The organism is Prolinoborus fasciculus (assembly GCF_056724605.1).
The window spans coordinates 27580-49776 of the sequence record NZ_JBWZQN010000020.1; the positions used below are offsets into that span (position 1 = coordinate 27580).

Sequence of the window (22197 nt, forward strand, 5' to 3'; positions counted from 1 at the left end):
AGTGAAACGGCGACATCCATGTCGCCGGGCTCTCTGATGAGTTGCTATTAATTGTTAGCTTTAGGATTAGTTCTAACGTAAAAAATAAAGTTTAAGCAATCTCTTTCAAGTTCAGCTCTTCACGCATAAATTCACGCAATTTGAACTTCTGCGCCTTCCCTGAAGCCGTCATTGGAAATTCCTGGAAGAAACGCACATAGCGCGGCACTTTATTGTGAGAAATATGCTCCTTACAATACTGACGGATGGTTTCTTCAGTACAAGGATCATTTTCATGCAGGATGATGCAGGCACAAAGTTCCTCACCATATTTATGGTCTGGCACCCCAATCACCTGTACATCTGAAACAGCCGGATGGGTATAAAGGAAATCTTCAATTTCTTTCGGGAACAGGTTTTCCCCTCCACGAATCACCACGTCCTTGATTCGGCCCTTGATTTTGACAAAGCCTTCATCATCCATTTCAGCGATATCACCGGTATGCATCCAGCGCGCCGCATCAATCACTTCCTGGGTTTTATCCTGATCTTCCCAATAACCGAGCATCACTGAATAACCACGTACACACAGCTCACCCAATTGGCCGCGTGGAACCACCTTGCCATTTTCATCGACAATTTTAACTTCCAGATGCGGATGTACCCGGCCAACCGTACTGACACGTTGCTCGACACTGTCTGCCGTTGAGCTTTGTGCACTGACGGGTGCGGTTTCAGTCATGCCATAACAAATCGTGATTTCAGACATATGCATCCGTTCAATCACGCGCTGCATAATTTCCTGCGGACATGGACTACCCGCCATAATCCCGGTACGCAGACTGGACAGATCAAACTCGTCAAACTGTTCATGTTCCAGCACCGCAATAAACATAGTCGGCACACCATAAGCCGCGGTACATCTTTCCTGCTGGATGGCTTTTAAGGTTTCCAGCGGATTAAACACGGCAGACGGATAGATCATGGCAGAGCCATGCGTAATACAGGCCAGATTGCCCATGACCATACCAAAACAGTGGAATAAAGGCACTGAAATACAGACACGGTCTTCTGGCCCTAAATGAATGGCTTCACCGACAAAATAACCATTATTTAAAATATTATTATGGGTCAACATGGTGCCTTTCGGATTGCCCGTAGTGCCCGAGGTAAACTGGATATTAATCGTTTCATCAAACTGCAATTCACTGGAGATCTGTTGCAGTTGTTCCAACTCTTGCGCACTAGGCGAGCTTAGTAAATCCTGAAAACGGTGGATGCCGGTATGCTGCTGATCATCAATTTTAATCACATGCTTTAAATGTGGCAGTCGCTCTGCATTAAGGAATTTACCTTCGGTTTCCTGCAATTCCGGTGCAATTTTAGTCAGAATTTCCTGATAGTCCGTCGTCTTAAACTGCGCTGCAATCACCAGTCCCTTACAGGAGACCTTGTTTAGCACATATTCAAGCTCGTTGCTTTTATAAGCTGGATTTAAATTCACCAGAATAATGCCTGCCTTGAAGGCTGCAAACTGGGTAATGGTCCATTCCACACAGTTCGGCGACCAGATCGCCAGACGATCACCTTTTTGCATACCCATTTTCAGCAGCTGACAGGCAAAGGCATTGACTTGTTCCTGTAGCTGCCGGTAACTGAGGCGTATGTTCTGATGCAAACTCACTACCGCATCACGTTCTGCATACCGCTCGCAAGCCTGATCAAATTTTTCACCAATCGTCATGCCCAATAAAGGCTGGCTGCTGGTTCCATAGGCATAGCTTAACCGTACTTGTGTCATTGAATCGATCTCCTTGATTCTTTGTAATTCTGATTTTCAACTTTACTAATTGTTTTATGACCACGACGACCTTGTCTGTGTACCGGTTTTTTGTGTGTTTATGCTTGTAAATTTTCCTCCTGTCCACGTACTGCGTTGACACAAAAATCGGCAATCTGTTTGACAAAGTGATCCTTATACTTCTGATCAAACATGACATTTCGGGACGGATTTAAAGGTTCAATCACGACAAAGGTCATGGCACCAACTACGCCCAACGCTGCCGTATTCAAATCTTCAAATTCGAATTCTCCATTGACCTTTCCTTCGGCCAGAATTTCCTTAATGCTCTGCTTGAGCAGCTGCTTACTGCGAAAACGCTCATGTTCCATTTCCGGATCAACCGGTTCGAACATCAGTGAATACGCCAGTTGGGGGCTATTCATGGCACGCTTGACAAAAGTTGTAACAGATTTTTGCAATTTCAGTTTTGGCGACAAATCTGACTCGGCAATATGGTTCAGGATCCCGACTTCATGCTGAATCGCGGCCGACAAAACCTCGATCAAAATCTGGCTTTTGCTTTCGAAATATCGATAGACCAGCCCTGTAGAAACGCCTGCGCGCTCTGCAATCGCCTGAATCGATGCCTCCTTCAAGCCCCCTTGAATAATCAGTTCACGAGCAGATTCCAAAATCGACAGGCGATTTTGTTCCATTCGTTCCTGCATCAATGATGATCTTTTATAACTCATAAAATTATTCTCAACAAGATAAAATGAATTGTAAATCATTTTGTGAATATAGATTCACTTTTTTATTTTTTCATTGTATGTTAAAACCACAAGCACAACAAAAATGCTTTTTTGGACACAACAAATATAACCTCAGGATGGATGAAGAATGAATTTACAAAGCTTGGATTTCGGTTTGGATGAAACTCTAATAGCGCTTCGTGATTCAGTGGCCGCTTTTTGCGCCAAAGAAATTACCCCGATTGCTCAACAGGTTGACCGTGACAACAAGTTCCCTGCCCACCTTTGGAAAAAGTTTGGCGAGATGGGCCTGCTCGGGCTGACAGTCAGTGAGGAATATGGCGGTTCAAATTTTGGTTATCTGGCGCACATCATTGCCATGCAGGAAATTTCCCGTGCTTCTGCATCCATTGGGCTGTCCTATGGCGCACATTCTAACCTATGTGTAAACCAAATTAAGCGAAATGGTACTGAAGAACAGAAACAGCGTTATCTGCCTAAACTGATTTCAGGTGAATATGTCGGTGCCTTGGCAATGTCTGAACCGAATGCAGGCTCGGATGTGGTGAGCATGAAACTGAAAGCAGAAGACAAAGGCGATCACTACCTGTTGAATGGTTCAAAAATGTGGATCACCAATGGTGGCGATGCCGATGTCCTGGTGGTCTATGCAAAAACCGATTTGCAGGCCGGCGCCAAAGGCATGACCGCCTTTCTGGTTGAAAAAAATATGCCAGGTTTCAGTCATGGCACACATTTGGACAAACTGGGTATGCGCGGTTCAAACACTTATCCGCTGTTTTTTGACAATGTCGAAGTACCCAAAGAAAACGTCATGGGCGGCGTCGGTAATGGCACCAAGGTCTTGATGAGTGGTCTGGACTATGAGCGTGCTGTATTGAGTGCTGGCCCACTGGGGATTATGGATGCCTGTATGGATACCGTGATTCCATATATTCATGACCGTAAACAGTTTGGTCAGGCGCTGGGCGAATTCCAGTTAATGCAAGGCAAAATTGCCGACATGTATTCGACCTGGCTAGCCTGTAAGGCACTGGTTTATGCGGTCGGTGCTGAATGTGACAAAGCTGAGCATAGCCGTAGCCTGCGTAAAGATGCTGCCAGTGCCATTTTATATGCTGCTGAAAAAGCGACCTGGATGGCAGGAGAAACCATTCAGACTTTAGGTGGTAACGGTTATATCAACGAATTTGCTGCCGGCCGTTTATGGCGTGATGCCAAACTGTATGAAATTGGCGCCGGTACTTCAGAAATCCGCCGCATGCTGATTGGCCGTGAACTTTTCAACGAAACAGCCTAAACCTTAACACTTAGAATAAAACAAGGATGTTGGTCATGAATCAGTTATCGAGCAAAATCAATATACGTAGTGAAGAGTTTAAAACCAACCAGACTGCCATGCTGCAACTGGTGGATGACCTAAAACAGAAAATTGAAAAAATTGCTTTGGGTGGTGGCGAAACTGCCCGTCAAAAACATCTGGACCGTGGCAAATTACTCCCCCGTGAACGGATTAATCACCTGATCGATCCAGGAACCGCTTTTCTGGAAATTGGTCAGCTGGCTGCCTATCAGGTGTATCAGGATGATGTTCCTGCCGCAGGTGTGGTCGCTGGTGTTGGTCAGGTCAACGGTGTGACCTGCATGATCATCGCCAATGATGCTACGGTGAAAGGCGGTACTTATTATCCATTAACAGTGAAAAAGCATTTACGTGCCCAGGAAATTGCCGAACAGAACCATCTGACTTGTATTTATCTGGTGGATTCAGGCGGTGCATATTTGCCTTTACAGGATGAAGTATTTCCAGACCGCGATCACTTCGGCCGTATTTTCTACAATCAGGCACGTATGTCGAGCCAAGGTATCGCCCAAATTGCAGTGGTGATGGGCAGCTGTACTGCAGGCGGTGCTTATGTGCCTGCCATGTCAGATGAAACCATTATTGTCCGCAATCAGGGCACCATTTTCCTAGGCGGCCCTCCTCTAGTTAAGGCAGCTACTGGTGAAGTGGTGTCCAGTGAGGATCTCGGTGGTGGTGATGTGCATACCCGTTTGTCTGGCGTGGCTGATCATCTGGCTGAAAACGATGAACATGCACTTGCGATTGCCCGCAACATCGTGGCCAACCTGAACAAAAAGCCAAACAAGACCGCAGATGAAATCGAAGCGCCGCTGTTTGACAGTTCGGAACTGTACGGCATTGTGCCGAGTGACGCGCGCAAGCCTTTTGATATCCGTGAAGTGATAGCGCGTATTGTCGATGGCTCACGTTTTGACGAGTTCAAGGCACGTTTCGGCACTACCCTGGTGACCGGTTTTGCCAAGCTCTATGGCATGCCGGTCGGGATTATTGCCAATAATGGCATTCTATTTTCCGAGTCTGCCCAAAAAGGCGCACATTTTATTGAACTGTGTACCCAGCGCAATATTCCGCTGATTTTCCTGCAAAACATTACCGGCTTTATGGTCGGTCGCCAGTATGAAAATGAAGGCATTGCCAAAAATGGTGCCAAGCTGGTGATGGCCGTCGCCAACGCCAATGTGCCTAAGTTGACTCTAGTGATTGGCGGTTCTTTTGGTGCTGGCAACTACGGTATGTGTGGCCGCGCCTACTCGCCGCGCTTTATGTGGACCTGGCCAAACTCGCGTATTTCAGTGATGGGCGGTGAACAGGCCTCTAGCGTTTTGTCGACCTTAAAACGTGACCAGATTGAACAGAAAGGCGGCAGCTGGTCAGCTGAAGAAGAAGACCAGTTTAAACAACCAATTCGTGATCAATACGAACGCCAAGGCCATCCTTATTATGCGTCTTCGCGTTTATGGGATGACGGTGTGATTGATCCGGCGCAATCACGTGAGGTTCTGGCTTTAAGTCTAGCTGCAGCCCTGAATGCGCCCATCCAGCCAACCAAATTCGGCGTGTTCCGCATGTAAGAGGTGACAAAATGACATATCAATTTTTACAGCTCGAACAGCAGAATCAGGTGGCAACGGTTTGGATTAACCGTGCTGAACTGCACAATGCCTTTAATACTCAAGTCATTGAAGAACTGCATGCTTGCTTCCAGTCTTTAAATAACCGTGATGATGTACGCGTGGTGATTCTGGCGGGTCGTGGCAAAAGCTTCTCTGCGGGTGCGGATCTGAACTGGATGAAACAGGCCGGTCAGGCATCACAGGCAGACAATGAGGCGGATGCGCTCAAACTGGCAAAAATGCTGCAAAGTCTGGCGACCTTAAAACAGCCAACCATTGCCCGGGTACACGGCATTGCCTTTGGTGGCGGCATGGGGCTGGCCTCAGCCTGTGATATTTGTGTGGCCAGTACAGATGCCAAGTTTGCCACTTCCGAGGTTCGCTTAGGTCTGGCACCTTCGACCATCAGCCCGTATGTAATTCGTGCAATTGGTACACGTCAAGCTTCACGTTATTTCCTGACTGCCGAGCGGATTACTGCTGAACAGGCCAAAAGCATTGGTCTTGCGCATGAAGTCACTCCACCAGAACAGCTCGACAGCAAAATTGATGAAATTGTGGAAGCACTTTTACTTGGTGGTCCTGCCGCACAGAGCGCATCGAAACAGTTGATTCAACTGGTTGACCAACAGGTATTGACCGAAGATTTACTGCTTAAAACAGCACAGCATATTGCCCATATTCGCCAGGGAGATGAGGCGAAAAATGGACTGAATGCATTTTTGAACAAACAAAGCCCGGCTTGGATCAAGACCACGGCATAACAACGAGAAGGATCCTACAATGTTTGAGAAGATTTTAATTGCCAACCGTGGTGAAATTGCCTGCCGTGTGATTCGTACAGCGAAGAAATTAGGAATTGCCACCGTTGCCGTCTATTCCGATGCTGATGCGCAGGCACAACATGTGAAACTGGCCGATGAAGCGATCTATATTGGTGAATCGCCAGCAGCTCAAAGTTATTTGCAAATTGATCGCATTATTCAGGCAGCCAAAAACACTGGTGCCCAGGCGATTCACCCCGGTTATGGTTTCCTGTCCGAAAATGACCAGTTTGCCTTGGCCTGTCAGGACAACAATATTGTCTTTATTGGCCCGCCAGTCGATGCCATTCTGGCAATGGGTCTAAAGGCCACCTCTAAAGCGCTGATGGAAAAAGCCGGTGTGCCTCTAACCCCCGGCTATCATGGGACCAATCAGGATGCCGACTTCCTGAAACAGCAGGCAGACAATATTGGCTATCCGGTACTGATCAAGGCCAGTGCCGGTGGTGGCGGTAAAGGCATGCGTCTGGTGGAACGCAGCGAAGATTTTCTTAGCTCGCTTGCTTCATGTAAGAGTGAAGCACGTTCAAGTTTTGGCAATGAAGACGTTCTGATTGAACGTTATGTGATTCAGCCACGTCATATTGAAGTGCAAGTTTTTGGCGATACACATGGCAACTATGTACATCTGTTTGAGCGTGATTGTTCGGTACAACGTCGCCACCAGAAAGTGCTAGAAGAAGCGCCTGCACCAAAAATGCCAGAAGATAAACTGGAAGCGATGCGTCAGGCTGCGATTGATGCCGCTCGTGCAGTGAATTACGTTGGCGCCGGTACGGTAGAGTTTATTGTCGAGCAAGACGGTACGGCCTATTTCATGGAAATGAACACCCGCCTACAGGTTGAACATCCGGTGACTGAAATGATTACCGGACAGGATCTGGTAGAATGGCAACTGCGCGTAGCTTTTGGTGAACCTTTACCGAAGCAGCAGCATGAATTGCAGATTCACGGTCATGCGCTTGAAGCCCGTGTCTATGCTGAAGAGCCGGAAAAAGGTTTTATCCCGGCGATCGGTCAGATCAGCTACCTGCATTATCCGGAGCAAAGTGACTGTGTACGTGTCGATAGCGGTATTGTCGAAGGCGACGAGATCAGCACTTATTATGATCCGATGATTGCCAAACTGATTGTCTGGGGTAAAAATCGTGAAGCAGCCCTAACCCAGATGCACCATGCGCTGGGTCAGTTCCATGTCGATGGTCTGGGTAACAATATTGCTTTTCTAGATCGCCTGGTGCTGTGTGACTCGTTTAAAAATGCACATTTAGATACTGGCCTGATTCAGCGTGAAGAAGAATTTCTGCTCAAACCTTCTGCGGATATCCGTGCCGAACTGGTAGTTAGTGCCGCACTGATTGAACTTCTGTCACATCAGGCACAGAATCCCGTTCCAAGCAACCCGGTATGGCAGCAGCAAGCATTCTGGCGCTTAAACCAACAGAATAGTCATACAGTGCAATTACAACGCAATGGCATTAACCTGAAAATTCAGTTCAGCACCCAAGATCAAGGCTTTGTTGCCAGCTATAACGGTCAGCAAATTCAGATTCAGGGTCAACTCGTCGATGCCCATACTTTAGCCTTGCAACTGGCGGGTAAACAGCAAAAACTGGCTTTTAGCCAGAGTGAGCAAGGCATTACCCTGTTCCAGAATGGTCAAAGCTATAAGTTTAATTACTTGAAGTCTGATTTTAATAATCAGGATGAACAAGGCACGGAAAATAACCTGATCGCACCAATGCCAGGTGTCATTACCCAGGTGCTCGTGGCAGCCAATGACAAAGTCAAAAAAGATGATGTGCTGATGACGCTGGAAGCCATGAAGATCGAATACTCGATTCGCGCACCGCATGACGGCATCATCGCAAGCTCATATTTTCAGAAGGGTGATCAGGTTAAAGCCGGTGATGAACTGGTCGAGTTCCAGCCTCTGGCGGAGGAAGTGGCATGACGGATTTTGTCAAAATCGTAGAGGTCGGGCCACGCGATGGCCTGCAAAATGAAAAAATACCTTTGACATTGGATGACCGGAAAAACCTGATTCTGGACCTAATGAAAACCGGTCTGCAGTCCATCGAAGTCGGCTCCTGCGTTTCAGCCAAATGGGTACCGCGAATGGCAGACAGTGATGTGCTCTTTGCCAGCCTACCCCAAGATCCGAATATTCAGTTCAGTTTATTAACCCCAAACATGAAAGGTTTTGAATCGGCACTGGCTGTGGGTTGCAAGGAAGTGGCGGTATTTACTGCAGCTTCTGAAAGCTTTACCCGCAAAAACATCAACTGCTCGATTGATGAAAGCTTCGAGAAGTTTGCCGATGTCATGGCAGCAGCCAAAGCCAATGATATTAAGGTACGTGGCTATGTTTCCTGCATGGCGGACTGTCCTTATGAAGGTGCCATTGATCCGAAGCAGGTGGTCAAAGTCACCCAGCGTTTGCTGGAGATGGGCTGCTATGAAGTGTCATTGGGTGAAACCATTGGTACAGCAACACCGGATCGGGTGAAAAATGTCTGGGAGGCCTGTCTGGCTGAACTTGATACTAAAGTTTTGGCAGGCCATTTTCATAATACTTACGGCATGGCCATTGCCAATATTTACCAGTCTTTACTGCAAGGCATTCGGGTCTTTGATTCATCCATTGCCGGCCTAGGTGGTTGCCCTTATGCCAAAGGCGCTTCCGGCAATGTCTCAACTGAAGACCTGTATTACCTGCTCTCGAATATGGGCTTTCAAACCGGTATTCAGCTGGATGCCCTGATGCAGGCCAGCCGTAATATCAGTGAAGTCTTGCAGCGCAATAATCCATCCAATTATGCCAATGCCTATTGGCAAAAAGCCTGTGCTTGAAAATAAACTTGCTTGAGCAAAATGCTTTCAAGCAAGCCATAAGGATATAAGCAGCAGATTGAAGTCTGCTACAACAATAATAGAGGTGACAAGATGTCAAACAAGGTTTATGACAGCGCTCAATCCGCCTTAAAGGATGTGGTGCAAGATGGTCATACTCTGGCCGTTGGTGGTTTCGGCCTATGTGGTATTCCAGAAGCCCTGATTACAGCACTAAAAGAAACAGGTGCTAAGCAACTCACCTGTATTTCCAACAATGCCGGCGTAGACGGCTTCGGTCTCGGACTTCTGCTGGAAACCAAACAAATTAAAAAAATGATCTCCTCTTATGTGGGTGAGAATAAAGAGTTTGAACGTCAATATTTAAATGGCGAACTGGAAGTTGAGCTGACCCCACAGGGTACACTGGCAGAAAAATTACGTGCTGGCGGTGCCGGTATTCCGGCTTTTTATACGGCGACGGGTGTCGGAACCGTGATCGCTGAAGGTAAGGATGTCCGTGAATTTAATGGCAAGTCTTACATTCTGGAAGAATCTTTAACAGCTGATGTTGCTCTGGTTAAAGCCTATAAGGCCGATAAAGCCGGCAACCTGATTTTCCGTAAAACCGCCCAGAACTTTAATCCGGTCTGTGCCATGGCCGGCAAAATTACCATTGCTGAAGTCGAAGAGATTGTCGAAATTGGCGTGCTGGATCCAGATGAAATCCATCTTCCGGGAATTTATGTGAACCGGATAGTCGTGAATGCTCAACCGGAAAAACGTATTGAACAGATGACCTTAAAGGCGGAGGCTTGATCATGGCTTGGACACGTAATGAAATGGCGCAGCGCGCGGCACAAGAGCTTGAAGATGGTTTCTATGTCAATTTAGGGATTGGCCTGCCGACGCTAGTCGCAAATTATATTCCGGAAAATATCAATGTCTGGCTGCAATCGGAAAATGGTTTGCTGGGGATTGGTGAATTTCCAACCGAGGAAACTGTCGATGCCGACCTGATCAATGCCGGTAAACAGACGGTTACCGCGCGAAAAGGTGCTTCATTTTTCTCAAGTGCCGACTCCTTTGCCATGATCCGTGGTGGTCATGTCAATATTGCCATTTTGGGAGCCATGGAAGTGTCTGAAACTGGTGATCTGGCCAACTGGATGATTCCGGGTAAAAAGGTCAAAGGCATGGGCGGTGCCATGGATCTGGTCGCGGGTGTACAAAAAGTCGTGGTCTTAATGGAACACTGCGCCAAAGATGGTACACCGAAGATTGTACCGCAATGTAGCTTGCCGCTGACTGGTCAAGCTGTGGTCAACCGGATTATTACCGACCTCGGTGTACTGGATGTTAGTCCTGATGGAATTCGACTGGTTGAACTGGCACCAGAGGTCAGTTTTGAGGAGATTCAAAAAGTCACTGGGGTAGCGCTATTACGTAATGCTGCCTGATCCAGCCAGCCCTTAAGAATGAAGCATCTTAAGGGCTTTTTTATATATAGCCGTTTCATTTCAAAATAATAATCGCAGAATAAATGGATTTTAATCATGCAAACTCAACAAAATATTTTGCAGCGCTTCGCCTTGCGCGTCAGCGACTGGTCTGAAAAATGGTTTCCGGATTCTTATATTTTTGCCCTGCTCGGCGTCATCATTGTGGCGATTGCCGCTATCGGAATTGGTGCACCGGCACAGGATGTCGCGATTTCCTTTGGTGACGGCTTCTGGAGCCTGATTCCCTTTACCTTGCAGATGTGCATGCTGATCGTGGTCGGTTATGTGGTTTCGGTGTCCAAGCCTGTCCAGCTTCTGATCCAGAAAATGGCGCGCCTGCCACATTCCGGTCGTGGTGCGATTGTCCTGGTCGCCACGGTCAGCCTGTTAATTTCTCTGATTAATTGGGCCATGAGTACTGTACTGACTGCACTCCTAGTGATTGCACTGGCACAGCGTAAAGAGCTTAACATGGATTACCGCGCTGCTGCGGCTGCCGCGATTATCGGGATGGGTGCGACCTGGGCACTGGGCATCAGTTCTTCAGCTGCACAGTTACAGGCCAATAAAAGCAGTCTGCCTGAACCGATTTATAATCTGACGGGCGTGATTCCATTTACCGAAACCATTTTCCTGCCGCAATCCATGATCATGACGGCGGTACTGATTGTAGCTTCAATTGCGATTGCTTACTGGTCAGCACCTAAAGGGTCTGACATTAAAACCATTGAGCACTTCCCGATTCAGATTGAAGAAGAAAAACCGGAAGTATCTGCCGAAAAAAGACCGGGGGATTGGCTGGAAAATTCACCCATTTTAAGCATTCTGATTGTGATTCTGGGCGCAGTCTGGATGTTTAACGAATTTTCCAAAAGCAATCCGATTCTGGCCATTTCCAGCTTAAATACCTATAACTTTATCTTCCTGATTTTGGGCGTGGCCTTACACGGTACACCGCGAAATTTCCTGAATGCGGTATCCAAAGCCGTACCCGCCATTTCTGGGGTACTGATCCAGTTTCCGCTGTATGGCAGTATTGCCTTTATGATGACCAATGCGCTAAACCCGGCCGATCTGTCATTGTCACATTACATTGCCGAGTTCTTTGTTTCCATTGCCTCGCAGGAAACCTTTGCCATTGTGATGGGCTTATACTCGGCGATTCTGGGTTTCTTTATTCCTTCTGGCGGAGGGAAATGGATTATCGAAGCGCCCTATGTGATGCAGGCTGCGCATGACCTGAAAGTGCATCTGGGCTGGTCGGTACAGATTTATAATGCGGCAGAAGCCTTGCCGAATCTGATTAATCCATTCTTTATGCTTCCGATGTTGGGTATCCTGAAATTAAAAGCCAAAGATGTGATTGGATTTACGGTGACCCAGTTGATTTTCCATCTGCCTTTGGTACTGTTCCTGCTATGGTTCCTTGGTCGGACATTGACTTATAGCCCGCCGGTATTTTCTTAATTTAAGATAATAAAAAAGGACGAAAATTCGTCCTTTTTTATTTAGGCCGCTCTCTTAATTTCCTGTCTTCTCAACTACACCTTCATCATCTACTTCACGTACAATTCCCGTTTCGGTATTCACGACCTCAAAGGTCACGCGACGATTCTGAAACTGTCCGGCAGGTGTGGCATTGGGTTCAACCGGCTGATCCTCTCCCATGCCAACTGCCTGTAACTGTGCAGGATTGACCCCTTTTCCAACGAGATAACTGGTAATCGCTTGAGCTCGTTGCACAGACAGCACCTTATTTTCTGCTTCACTACCCTGAGCATCGGCATGTCCTGTAACCTTCAGAATGACATGCGGTGCTCGTTGCAATAATGCAGCAGCCTGATCCAGCACCAATTTATTGACCTCGGGAACTTCAGTCGATGCCGTATCAAAATTAATGATCTGTAAATTCAGTGCAGTCGCCACATCCAGCGCTTTAACATTATCGGTCTTGATACTGGCCAAGGCTTGTTCTGCCTCACTATTGGCGGTATTAATCACGTCACTTCTATTGAGCGGCTGCTGGGTCACCACTGTGACATTTTTGGCCAGACTACGAATTTGTGCTGCCAGACGCTCGGCCTCTGCATTGGTTGCTGCACGCACTGAAACCTGATTGCCAATCCAGTCAAGTGACACATTTGGCATTCCCTGCATTGTTCTCAACACAGTCGGAATAGTATCCTGATCAATAAATTCTGAATGATAAACCTCACTGCTCAGCGCCCCACAACCAATATTATAATTAAAGATCTGTTTGATCTCGTTTTGCAAAATTTCCATATACTGCGGATTATTCAGCTGTAATTGACAACTGACAATTTCGCCATTACTGCCTGTACTTAATCGCAAGGATGCAGGCTGAGCTGCAGCAACTTCACTGGTCGCTTGGGTATTTGAATCTTCAACATCATCCTGCATGCAGCTACGAACCAAAAACAGGATCAAACCCGCCAGGATCAGAAAAATAATAAACGGCCATAAAAAGCCGGTTTTTCTTTCTTCCTGAACAATGATGGTCTGCTCCGCCAATACAGGTTCCTGATTTAAATTCTGCCCTGCCAAGGGTGAAACTCCAAGCGCTGCCAGAATAGGGCCAGCCCAAAGGGGTAATGCGCGCTGAATCGAATCGGCGTGGGTTTCCAGCAAATGGCTAATCGCTTCCGGACTCGAAGCACCTGCTTCAGTCTGTAAAAAATTCATGGTCGGTACAATTGACCGGTTCAAGGTATGCTCTATTTCATCTTGCGGCGCGCTCTGATCCACTTGATCGAGAAATTGCTGCTTGAGTGCCGGGTTTGCATTGAATAATTCATGGATTTTTGGATTGAGTTGCTGACCAAGATTCTCAATCCAGGCTGGACGTGCACGCAATATATTTAAAAATATAGGATAGAATTGAGTCAGTGCCTGATCTTTGGCAAATAAATGCTCGGTTTCACCTTGAAGCACAATCGCCGTAACATCGCTTTTTAAGCGTTCTATAAAGTCTATATTCATAATCGTCACCATTCTTTTGATTTTTCTAATAATGTTTAATATTTAATCAGTGTAACGATCCCCATTTTTTTAAAATGTAAATAATTGTATGAATATCATAAAGTTTCACTATTTTTATTGAGCACTCATTTTACTGATACAGAATTTAAAAATAAAAAAAGCCAGCCGAAGCTGACTTTTATAAAATTGGGATCACTTAAGCAGTAAAAGTTTGAACAACTTTACCCAGCACTTTTTGATTAATTAGCGGGGTATTTTTACCTTGTGACACGATGCTTTCTTTATTCAGGGTCCATTCCAGTTCCGGATCTAGCAGCACCCAGCCTGATTCATTTATCCATCGATCTGCCATTTGTGCAACACGTGCCGGAGCTAAGGTTACTTTTTCCACCCATTCCAGTGGGGTCAACAAACCCTCACGAATCAGTTGCAGACCAAAAGGCACATAGGTATCAAAAGCAGTGAAACCTGGCTGCGTTTCAGCAAACGGCGCCATTTTCGCAGAGCTGCTCAGCGGTTCATGATGAGTACAAATCGCATCAATCACACCTGATTTTACACCCTGACGCAGTAATTCTTTATCCTGCTCAGAACGGAGTGGCGGACGTACATGTGCAAGAGAGTTAAATCCATCAATCAAATGATCGGTCAAATGTAACTGATGCATCGCTACATCACAGGTCACCGGTAAGCCTTTTTCCTTGGCAATACGGATCAATTCGACTGATGCACCACAAGACAACAGACCGAAGTGTGCACGTACATGGGTTGCTTCAATCATCAACAGATATTTGGCAATCGCCACGGTTTCAGCCAGTGCCGGAATCATCGGCAAGCCCTGACGTGAAGCAATAAAGCCTTCATGCACACAGCCGTCTTTGGCAATTTGTGGTTCTTCTGCATAGAACACCACCGTCAAGTCTAAACCTGCAGCATATTCAAGTGTACGTAATACCACATCATCATTGGCAAACGGCGCACTGGCATTGGAAACCGCAGTACAACCGCCCTTTTTCAAGCCCGCCATATTTGCCGGTTGTTGACCATTTAAGCCTTGGGTTTGCGCACCAATCACTTGAAGATAGATCCCACCATCCAGCATGGCTTTTTCGACCAGACCATGAATCAGCGCACCATTATCTTGTACGATTGGCTTTGAATCGGGTGGCGTAAATACGTGCAAAATGCCATTTTCACGTGCCGCTTTTCCTTCAGACTTAAGCGTACCGTGTTGCTGTTGACCCGGTTCACGTAAACGCGCACACAAATCGACCATGGTTGGCATTAACCATTTGCCTTGACCATCAATCGTTTCAAAGACGTCTGCTGTTTCTGCAACGAATTTACCATTTTCCAGATACACGGTCTGGATAGAATTAGTGTTTTGGATCGGATCAAGAACACGGACATTTTCAATTTTTACAATAGTCATGACTTATTCCTTAACCCGCAATCGCTTCAATCAAACCTTGTTCTTGTAACTGGCCTTGCATCGATAAAGCCAACACCGCCATACGCACGGCAATACCATTGGTCACCTGCTTCAAAATCACAGATTGCGGACCATCCGCAATACTTGAGTCGATTTCAACGCCGCGGTTCATTGGTCCCGGATGCATCACGATACAATCCGGTTTGGCCATGGCAAGACGTTCTTTATTCAAGCCATACATTTTGTAGAACTCTGCTTGCGAGGCCAGTGCCGGAGAATCAATACGCTCGTTTTGAATACGTAAGGTAATGATCACGTCGCAGTCTTTGATGCCGTCTTCCATATTGTTAAATAGACGAACACCATCGCCATATTCTTCAAAACCCAATGGCAGCAAGGTATTCGGTGCAATCACCCGGATATCCTGGCAACCTAAAGTTTGCAAGGCAGCCACATCTGAACGCGCGACACGTGAATGCTTGATATCGCCAATAATGGCAATCGACATTTCTTCGAATTTTTTATTGGTTTCGCGGCGAATGGTCAGCATGTCCAGCATCGCTTGAGTCGGATGCGCATGACGGCCATCACCGGCATTAATAATTGCCACTGTTGGACAGACATCCTTGGCAATAAAATGCGCTGCCCCTGAAGATGAATGACGCACCACGAAAATATCGGCCGCCATGGCTTCCAGATTCCATAAGGTGTCACGCAGGGTTTCACCTTTGGAAGTACTCGAACGGGCAATATCGATATTGAGAACGTTGGCAGAAAGGCGCTTGGCAGCGGCTTCAAAGGTGGTGCGGGTACGGGTTGAATTTTCGAAGAACAGGTTCATCACCGTTTTGCCTTCGAGCAAATTATTGGTGATCAGCTGATTTTGGTCATTAAAAAAGGACTGTGCAGTGTCCAATATTTTTGTCAGGGTTTCTTTAGAAAGACCTTCGATGGTCAAGAAGTGTTTTAGATTACCTTCTTTATTGAGTTGAATCTGGCTCGGTGTATGCAATGCCGCCAAGTGCATGAGAGATTCCTTATGCGTTAAGTCAACATATTATACAGAGATTGGCGAATTTTTATAGTTGGCCATGCTGCTACTTGTACAAAAAGCATCTGAACAATAAAAACAAAAAATCAGATTCCTTTGTATTTTTTCAATAACATAATTTAACCCGATTTGCATCTTGCTGATTTTAAGTACAAAACCAACGGGCGCTTCAGTCTGGAGCATTCACACCCATCTCAGGTTTAACGCAGTGCACCAATATACCGATGTGACACCTGTGCACGATAGATATCGTCTTCATCCGGTTCGACCGAGATCAGCCCTTCCTGCTGGATCGGATGTGCAGATTCTGTTTGTGAGTCTTGTGCTGTTTCAGAAATCTCCAGTACCATTTTGAGGCGCTGGATCAGATGATTCAAATCTGGATCCTGGGTTTGCTCTGCCAGTTGAATCACATGCCGGGCATAATCCAGGTTCTCTGCCAGATAAATTGCATCAATTACCCGACCGGAAACCCGTCGTAAACGTGCATAAATTAAAGTGGCCACTGAAAAAGCGTCATGGTTGCGTAACTGATTCTCTAACATCTTAACCCCCATTATAAAATTGAAAAATCAGGCAGCCATCGCTCCCCATCGACTGACCGCCTGATTTGCCATGTATAGAGCAAAATGCATACCAGTTCCTCAATTTATAGTGTGAATATTATTTTTCTCTATCACATGCCACGGCCTTTCAGAGAATTTCAAAAGCTTTCAATATAAAAATACGGTAAACTTAGCGCAGTTTTTTATTTATCTTTTTTGGTCTCTCTATTATATGAATACCTCTCCACGTTTAAGCAATTATTGGGTCACCTGTGCCGATGGTCTGGAAACCTTATTAGAAGAAGAAATACAAGGCTTAGGTGTTCAGAATATTGAGCGTTTTCCAGGCCGTTTAACCTTTAAAGGTACACTGGAAAATGCTTATCGTATCTGCATGTGGTCACGTCTGGCTTCACGTGTCTTGATGCCGATCCACACGCATGAAATTGAATTTTCTCATGATGCGCGTGATGTGGCAGAAGAACTCTATGAAGGGGCTCTCAGCTTTGACTGGTCGCTGATTTTTGCACCACAAAGTACCTTTGCGATTCGTTTGCATGTCGAACGTGATATCAAGGTCAATACCCAGTTTGCGACTTTACGTGCCAAAGATGGTGTCGTAGATTCCTTTATGGAAGCCGTAGGCAAACGTCCAAGCATTGATACCAAACAGCCTGAAATTACCATGTATATTCTGGCAGGCAAGAAAGAACATACTTACTGCCTGGACCTGTCTGGCGACTCTTTGCATAAACGCGGTTATCGCCGCTTTATGACTGACGCCCCAATCAAGGAAAACCTGGCCGCTGCGATTCTGCAAAAAGGTGGTTTAAAAGCGTTAAATCCGGACATCATTGTCGATCCAATGTGTGGTTCAGGTACCTTTATTATTGAATCCCTAATGATTTTGACCGACCGTGCACCGGGTCTGGTCCGTCGTTTCGGTTTTAATGGCTGGAATGGCCATGACCATGAACTGTGGATGAGCATCAAGGCCGAAGCTGCTGAACGTCATCAAGCGGCAATGGAAAATCCATTACCACAATTCTATGCCTTCGATGCGGACTGGGAAGCGGTTAAAGCCACCAGACAAAATATTATCGCGGCGGGTTTTGAAGCTGCTCTCGACAATATCATGATCGAAGAACGGACTTTAAATGACTGGCCTGATTTCCATGCAGAAGGCAAGAAAGTATTCTTCGTGACCAACCCGCCATATGGCGAACGTCTCGGCGATAAAGCGCAAAACCGTTCTTTATACCTGGGTTTATCGGCTTTATTGCAAAAGAATTTCCCGAATCAAAAAGCGGCTGTGATTGCCTCCCAAGTGGAACAGGCCGATGTGCTAGCGTTCAATGATCCGCAAATCCTGCGTTTGATGAATGGTAAATTGCCGATCTATATCCGCTTCGGTACGGTTAAACCGGCCGCAGTGGTACGTCCATTCCTAGAAAGCTGGCAGCCTCAGCAGTTTGAACCGATTGAAGGTGCGATGGAATTTGCCAACCGTCTGACCAAAAATATGCAAGCTCTAAAAAAATGGGCAGTCAAGGAACAGATCCATTGTTTACGTCTCTATGATGCAGATTTACCTGATTTTAACGTCGCAGTAGATCTGTATGGCGAGCGTTTGCATGTACAAGAATATGCGCCACCTAAAACTATTGATCCGGAAAAAGCCAAAAAACGTTTCAACCTGGCCTTACAGGCAATTCGTGCCGTGACCGGTTTGGGCCGTGATGCGATCTTTATCAAGACCCGTGCACGTCAGGAAGGTAAAAACCAGTACACCAAACAAAGTACAGCATCCAAGCGTTTTATCGTTCAGGAAGGTCAAGCCAAGATTCTGGTCAACCTGACCGATTATCTGGATACCGGTCTGTTTCTGGATCACCGTCAAATGCGTTTACGTATTGCACGTGAAGCAAAAGGCAAACACTTCCTGAACCTGTACAGCTATACCTCAACGGCAAGTTTACATGCTGCTTTGGGTGGTGCTGCAAGTACAACCAGCGTCGATCTGTCGAATACTTATTTGAACTGGTCTAAAGAAAACTTTGTTCTGAACGGTTTAACTGTAGATCATGCGGATGAACAACACCAGTTCTTTGCCTCTGACTGTTTCGAATGGCTAAAAGAAGGTCATGAGCAATATGAGCTGATCTTTATCGACCCACCAACCTTCTCAAACTCGAAGAAATTCTACGGGACCTTTGACGTACAGCGCGACCATTTGTCCCTGTTAAAACGTGCGATGAACCGCTTAACCACTGATGGTACCTTGTATTTCTCAAATAACTATCGTGGTTTTGAGATGGATGAAGAAATTCTGGCCTTCTTTGATGTTGAAGAAATTACCCAGGAAACCATTGGACCTGACTTCAAGCGGAATCAAAAGATTCACCGTGCCTGGAAAATCCGTCATCCGCAAGTGTAATTTGATGATGAATTAACTGTCTTTATCACGATTGATATCTTCTTTATTTTCCCTGAGCTGAGTTTTAAGCCATGCTTTAAAGCTCGCCGCAACAAGAATACAAAAGTGTTGCAATGCTCGAAGTTAAAAATAAGATTAAAAAAAACCCAGCCTAGGCTGGGTTTTTTGTTGCAAGGAGAAGCGGTTTAGTTAAGTTTCATTTTTTCAAAGATTAACTCACCTGCTTCAGCTTTCACCAGAATGGTATCGCCCGGCTGGAATTCTCCGCCCAGGATTTTCTGCGCCAGACCATTTTCAATCCGCTGCTGGATTGCACGTTTCAGTGGACGTGCTCCATACAATGGATCAAAACCGGCCTCGATCAGCTGATCGAAAGCGCTGTCATCTACCGACAAGCGCATATCGCGTTCTGCCAGACGTTGACGTAAACGGTCCAACTGGATATCGGCAATACCGCGAATCTGGTCTTTTTCCAGCGCATGGAACACTACCAGTTCATCAATACGGTTGATAAATTCCGGACGGAAATGTTCCGATACCGCATTCATCACCACCGTACGGACTTCTTCTTTAGTGGCATTACCGCCCAATTCACGTACATCCTGCGAACCCAGGTTCGAAGTCATGACGATCACAGAGTTTTTAAAGTCCACTACCCGGCCTTGCGAGTCAGTTAAACGGCCATCATCCAGTACCTGTAGCAAGATGTTAAATACGTCCGGATGCGCTTTTTCGACTTCATCAAACAAGATCACACTATACGGTTTACGACGTACGGCTTCAGTAAGCACCCCACCTTCTTCATAACCGACATAGCCCGGAGGCGCACCAACCAAACGGCTGACCGAATGTTTTTCCATAAATTCTGACATATCGATACGCACCATGGCATCGTCGCTGTCAAACAGGAAATTTGCCAGAGCTTTGGTCAATTCTGTTTTACCGACACCCGTTGGACCCAGAAACAGGAATGATCCACTTGGTCGGTTCGGATCTGACAGACCGGCACGTGAACGGCGTACTGCATTGGATACCGCCACCACGGCTTCATCTTGCCCTACTACACGGTTATGCAGGAATTCTTCCATATGTAGCAATTTGTCACGCTCGCCTTGCAGCATTTTCGCAACCGGAATACCGGTCGCAGCACTCACTACTTCAGCAATTTCATTGTCGGTGACTTTGTTACGCAGCAATTTTGGCGTTGCGCTTTCATCGGCTTTTTCAGCCAGTTCAAGCTGCTTTTGCAACTCTGGTATCACGCCATATTGCAAACGCGCGGCCTCGCCCAGATCACCTTCACGTTGCGCTTTTTCAAGTGCTGTACGTGCCTGATCCAGTTTGATCTGTACGTCTTTATTGCCTTCGACCAGCGCTTTATCTGCACGCCAGACTTCTTCCAGGTCATGATACTCTTTTTCAACTGTGGCGATCTGATCGGACAAGTATTGAATCTCAGCTTTGGCACCTGAGTCTTCATCTTTTTTCACCGCTTCCAGCTGCATTTTTAACTGAATCAGACGGCGTTCCAGTTTATCTAAAGCTTCTGGCTTAGAATCGAGTTCCATTTTGATGCGCGATGCTGCTTCATCAATCAGGTCAATGGCTTTATCCGGCAACTGACGGTCGGTGATATAACGGTGTGACATTTTCGCAGCAGCAATAATGGCTGAATCCAGAATCTGTACCCCGTGATGGGTCGCATAGCGATCTTTCAGACCACGCAGAATCGCAATGGTATCTTCCACGCTTGGCTCATCCACCAGCACTTTCTGGAAACGACGTTCCAGCGCTGCATCTTTTTCAATATACTGACGATATTCATCCAGTGTGGTGGCACCGACACAGCGCAGTTCGCCACGGGCCAGCGCAGGTTTAAGCATATTGCCGGCATCCATCGCGCCATCACCTTTACCAGCACCCACCAGGGTATGCAACTCGTCGATAAACAGGATGATTTCGCCTTCGTGTTTGGCAATATCTTTCAGAACGGCTTTTAAGCGCTCTTCAAACTCACCGCGGTATTTGGCACCGGCCAGCAAAGAACCCAGATCTAGAGATAAAACACGTTTCCCTTTGAGTCCTTCAGGCACTTCACCATTAATAATCCGCTGCGCCAGACCTTCGACGATTGCAGTTTTACCGACCCCTGGCTCACCGATGAGTACCGGGTTATTTTTGGTACGGCGTGATAAGACCTGAATGGTACGGCGGATTTCATCATCACGGCCAATCACAGGATCAAGCTTGCCTGCCAACGCACGTTCAGTTAAATCAATGGTGTACTTATTCAGTGAATCACGCTGATCTTCATGATTATTGCTCATGACTTTTTCATCGCCTCGAAATTGATTAATCACTTGGCCTAAAGTCTCTGCCTTTACGCCAATACTATTTAATAAGGTTTTGGTATTTCCGGTTTCTGCCAGCGCCAACAGCACCCAATCCGTAGATAAAAACTCATCTCCGGCTTTTTGCGCAAAGCTGTCTGCCAGATGCAATACTTTTGCCGCTTCAGGACTGAGGTTGATATCTGCTGATGGATTGGTCAGGGTTGCCGCATTGCTCAATGCTGTTTGCAGCTTGGTTTGTAGCTCACGCAGATTAGCACCGGCCTGTTGCAGCAGGCTGACATTGGATGCTTCATCCATCAAGGTGGCCAAGATATGGATCCCATCAATGGAGGTATGATCCTTACTCATGGCCAGCGATTGTGCATCGGAAAGGGTTTGCTGCAGGCGATTGGTAAATTTTTCAAAACGCATTCTTGTTATTCCTCACAACAAATTTTCTACTTGATGGATATATGGGTGCACTTGATAAAATTTCAAATCATTTTTATATATTTTTCAAAAACTTAATATAAACATTTAGACAGTCTTTAATAATAATATTGGTGTAATCAAATCATATTTCAAGTGAGGTTAGAAGAATTTTTGGTGGTGTTTCAAAAAGTATGCTGAAAAAAACAATATGGCTTTTGATAAAATAGAGGTATGAAAATAACGCTACAAATCAAATGTCCTACCTGTCTAAGTAACAATATAAAGAGAAATGGCA

At 46.2% G+C, this 22197-nt stretch carries 16 protein-coding genes; 9 read left to right on the top strand and 7 right to left on the bottom strand.

Features of this window, described 5'->3' with window-relative positions; translation table 11 throughout:
• Positions 1–91 precede the first annotated feature (91 nt).
• Together AC1P5O_RS06735 and AC1P5O_RS06740 are read right to left on the bottom strand one after the other, a co-directional pair.
• A complete protein-coding gene (locus AC1P5O_RS06735) occupies positions 92–1780 on the bottom strand; it encodes an AMP-binding protein (protein WP_004280116.1) in 1689 nt (562 codons plus the stop codon).
• Between the two features lie 98 nt (positions 1781–1878).
• A complete protein-coding gene (locus tag AC1P5O_RS06740; protein WP_004646594.1) occupies positions 1879–2478 on the bottom strand; it encodes a TetR/AcrR family transcriptional regulator in 600 nt (199 codons plus the stop codon).
• A gap of 184 nt (positions 2479–2662) precedes the next feature.
• Here AC1P5O_RS06740 and AC1P5O_RS06745 point away from each other — a divergent pair, with 184 nt between their 5' ends.
• From AC1P5O_RS06745 to AC1P5O_RS06780, 8 genes are all read left to right on the top strand, one after another.
• Positions 2663–3835 carry an isovaleryl-CoA dehydrogenase gene (locus tag AC1P5O_RS06745; protein WP_004280119.1) on the top strand — a complete coding sequence of 391 codons (1173 nt, stop codon included), beginning with the start codon at positions 2663–2665 and terminating at the stop codon, positions 3833–3835.
• Between the two features lie 35 nt (positions 3836–3870).
• Positions 3871–5472, top strand: coding sequence for a carboxyl transferase domain-containing protein (locus tag AC1P5O_RS06750; RefSeq protein WP_121979737.1), 1602 nt, complete (start codon positions 3871–3873; stop codon positions 5470–5472).
• Between the two features lie 11 nt (positions 5473–5483).
• On the top strand, positions 5484–6278 hold the full coding sequence (locus tag AC1P5O_RS06755; RefSeq protein ID WP_004280123.1) for an enoyl-CoA hydratase/isomerase family protein: 795 nt from the start codon (positions 5484–5486) through the stop codon (positions 6276–6278).
• 19 nt (positions 6279–6297) lie between these two features.
• Positions 6298–8292, top strand: coding sequence for an acetyl/propionyl/methylcrotonyl-CoA carboxylase subunit alpha (locus tag AC1P5O_RS06760; protein ID WP_004280124.1), 1995 nt, complete (start codon positions 6298–6300; stop codon positions 8290–8292).
• The gene (locus AC1P5O_RS06765) at positions 8289–9191 is read left to right on the top strand and encodes a hydroxymethylglutaryl-CoA lyase (RefSeq protein ID WP_005251439.1); all 903 of its coding nucleotides are present in this window, start codon (positions 8289–8291) and stop codon (positions 9189–9191) included. The genes AC1P5O_RS06760 and AC1P5O_RS06765 overlap by 4 nt, the downstream gene beginning before the upstream one ends.
• Before the next feature lie 93 nt (positions 9192–9284).
• Positions 9285–9989 (top strand): CoA transferase subunit A, encoded by a 705-nt coding sequence (locus AC1P5O_RS06770; protein ID WP_005251436.1) that lies wholly within the window; start codon positions 9285–9287, stop codon positions 9987–9989.
• 2 nt (positions 9990–9991) lie between these two features.
• Positions 9992–10630 (top strand): CoA transferase subunit B, encoded by a 639-nt coding sequence (locus AC1P5O_RS06775; RefSeq protein WP_005104503.1) that lies wholly within the window; start codon positions 9992–9994, stop codon positions 10628–10630.
• A 96-nt stretch (positions 10631–10726) separates the two neighbouring features.
• Positions 10727–12139: a short-chain fatty acid transporter gene (locus AC1P5O_RS06780; protein WP_004646585.1), complete on the top strand. Its 1413-nt coding sequence runs from the start codon at positions 10727–10729 to the stop codon at positions 12137–12139.
• A 54-nt stretch (positions 12140–12193) separates the two neighbouring features.
• On the opposite strand, the gene AC1P5O_RS06785 is transcribed toward AC1P5O_RS06780, so the two are convergent.
• From AC1P5O_RS06785 to AC1P5O_RS06800, 4 genes are all read right to left on the bottom strand, one after another.
• The gene (locus AC1P5O_RS06785) at positions 12194–13672 is read right to left on the bottom strand and encodes an OmpA family protein (protein ID WP_318270370.1); all 1479 of its coding nucleotides are present in this window, start codon (positions 13670–13672) and stop codon (positions 12194–12196) included.
• A gap of 196 nt (positions 13673–13868) precedes the next feature.
• On the bottom strand, positions 13869–15104 hold the full coding sequence (locus AC1P5O_RS06790; RefSeq protein ID WP_005266789.1) for a dihydroorotase: 1236 nt from the start codon (positions 15102–15104) through the stop codon (positions 13869–13871).
• A 10-nt stretch (positions 15105–15114) separates the two neighbouring features.
• Positions 15115–16131: an aspartate carbamoyltransferase catalytic subunit gene (locus AC1P5O_RS06795; protein WP_004280134.1), complete on the bottom strand. Its 1017-nt coding sequence runs from the start codon at positions 16129–16131 to the stop codon at positions 15115–15117.
• A gap of 224 nt (positions 16132–16355) precedes the next feature.
• Positions 16356–16700 (bottom strand): hypothetical protein, encoded by a 345-nt coding sequence (locus tag AC1P5O_RS06800; protein ID WP_005251424.1) that lies wholly within the window; start codon positions 16698–16700, stop codon positions 16356–16358.
• A gap of 232 nt (positions 16701–16932) precedes the next feature.
• Between AC1P5O_RS06800 and rlmKL the strand changes: the two genes are divergently transcribed.
• Positions 16933–19137: a bifunctional 23S rRNA (guanine(2069)-N(7))-methyltransferase RlmK/23S rRNA (guanine(2445)-N(2))-methyltransferase RlmL gene (gene rlmKL, locus AC1P5O_RS06805; RefSeq protein ID WP_004280136.1), complete on the top strand. Its 2205-nt coding sequence runs from the start codon at positions 16933–16935 to the stop codon at positions 19135–19137.
• Positions 19138–19322: 185 nt separating this feature from the next.
• On the opposite strand, the gene clpB is transcribed toward rlmKL, so the two are convergent.
• The gene (gene clpB, locus AC1P5O_RS06810) at positions 19323–21902 is read right to left on the bottom strand and encodes an ATP-dependent chaperone ClpB (RefSeq protein WP_004280137.1); all 2580 of its coding nucleotides are present in this window, start codon (positions 21900–21902) and stop codon (positions 19323–19325) included.
• Positions 21903–22197: the final 295 nt, after the last annotated feature.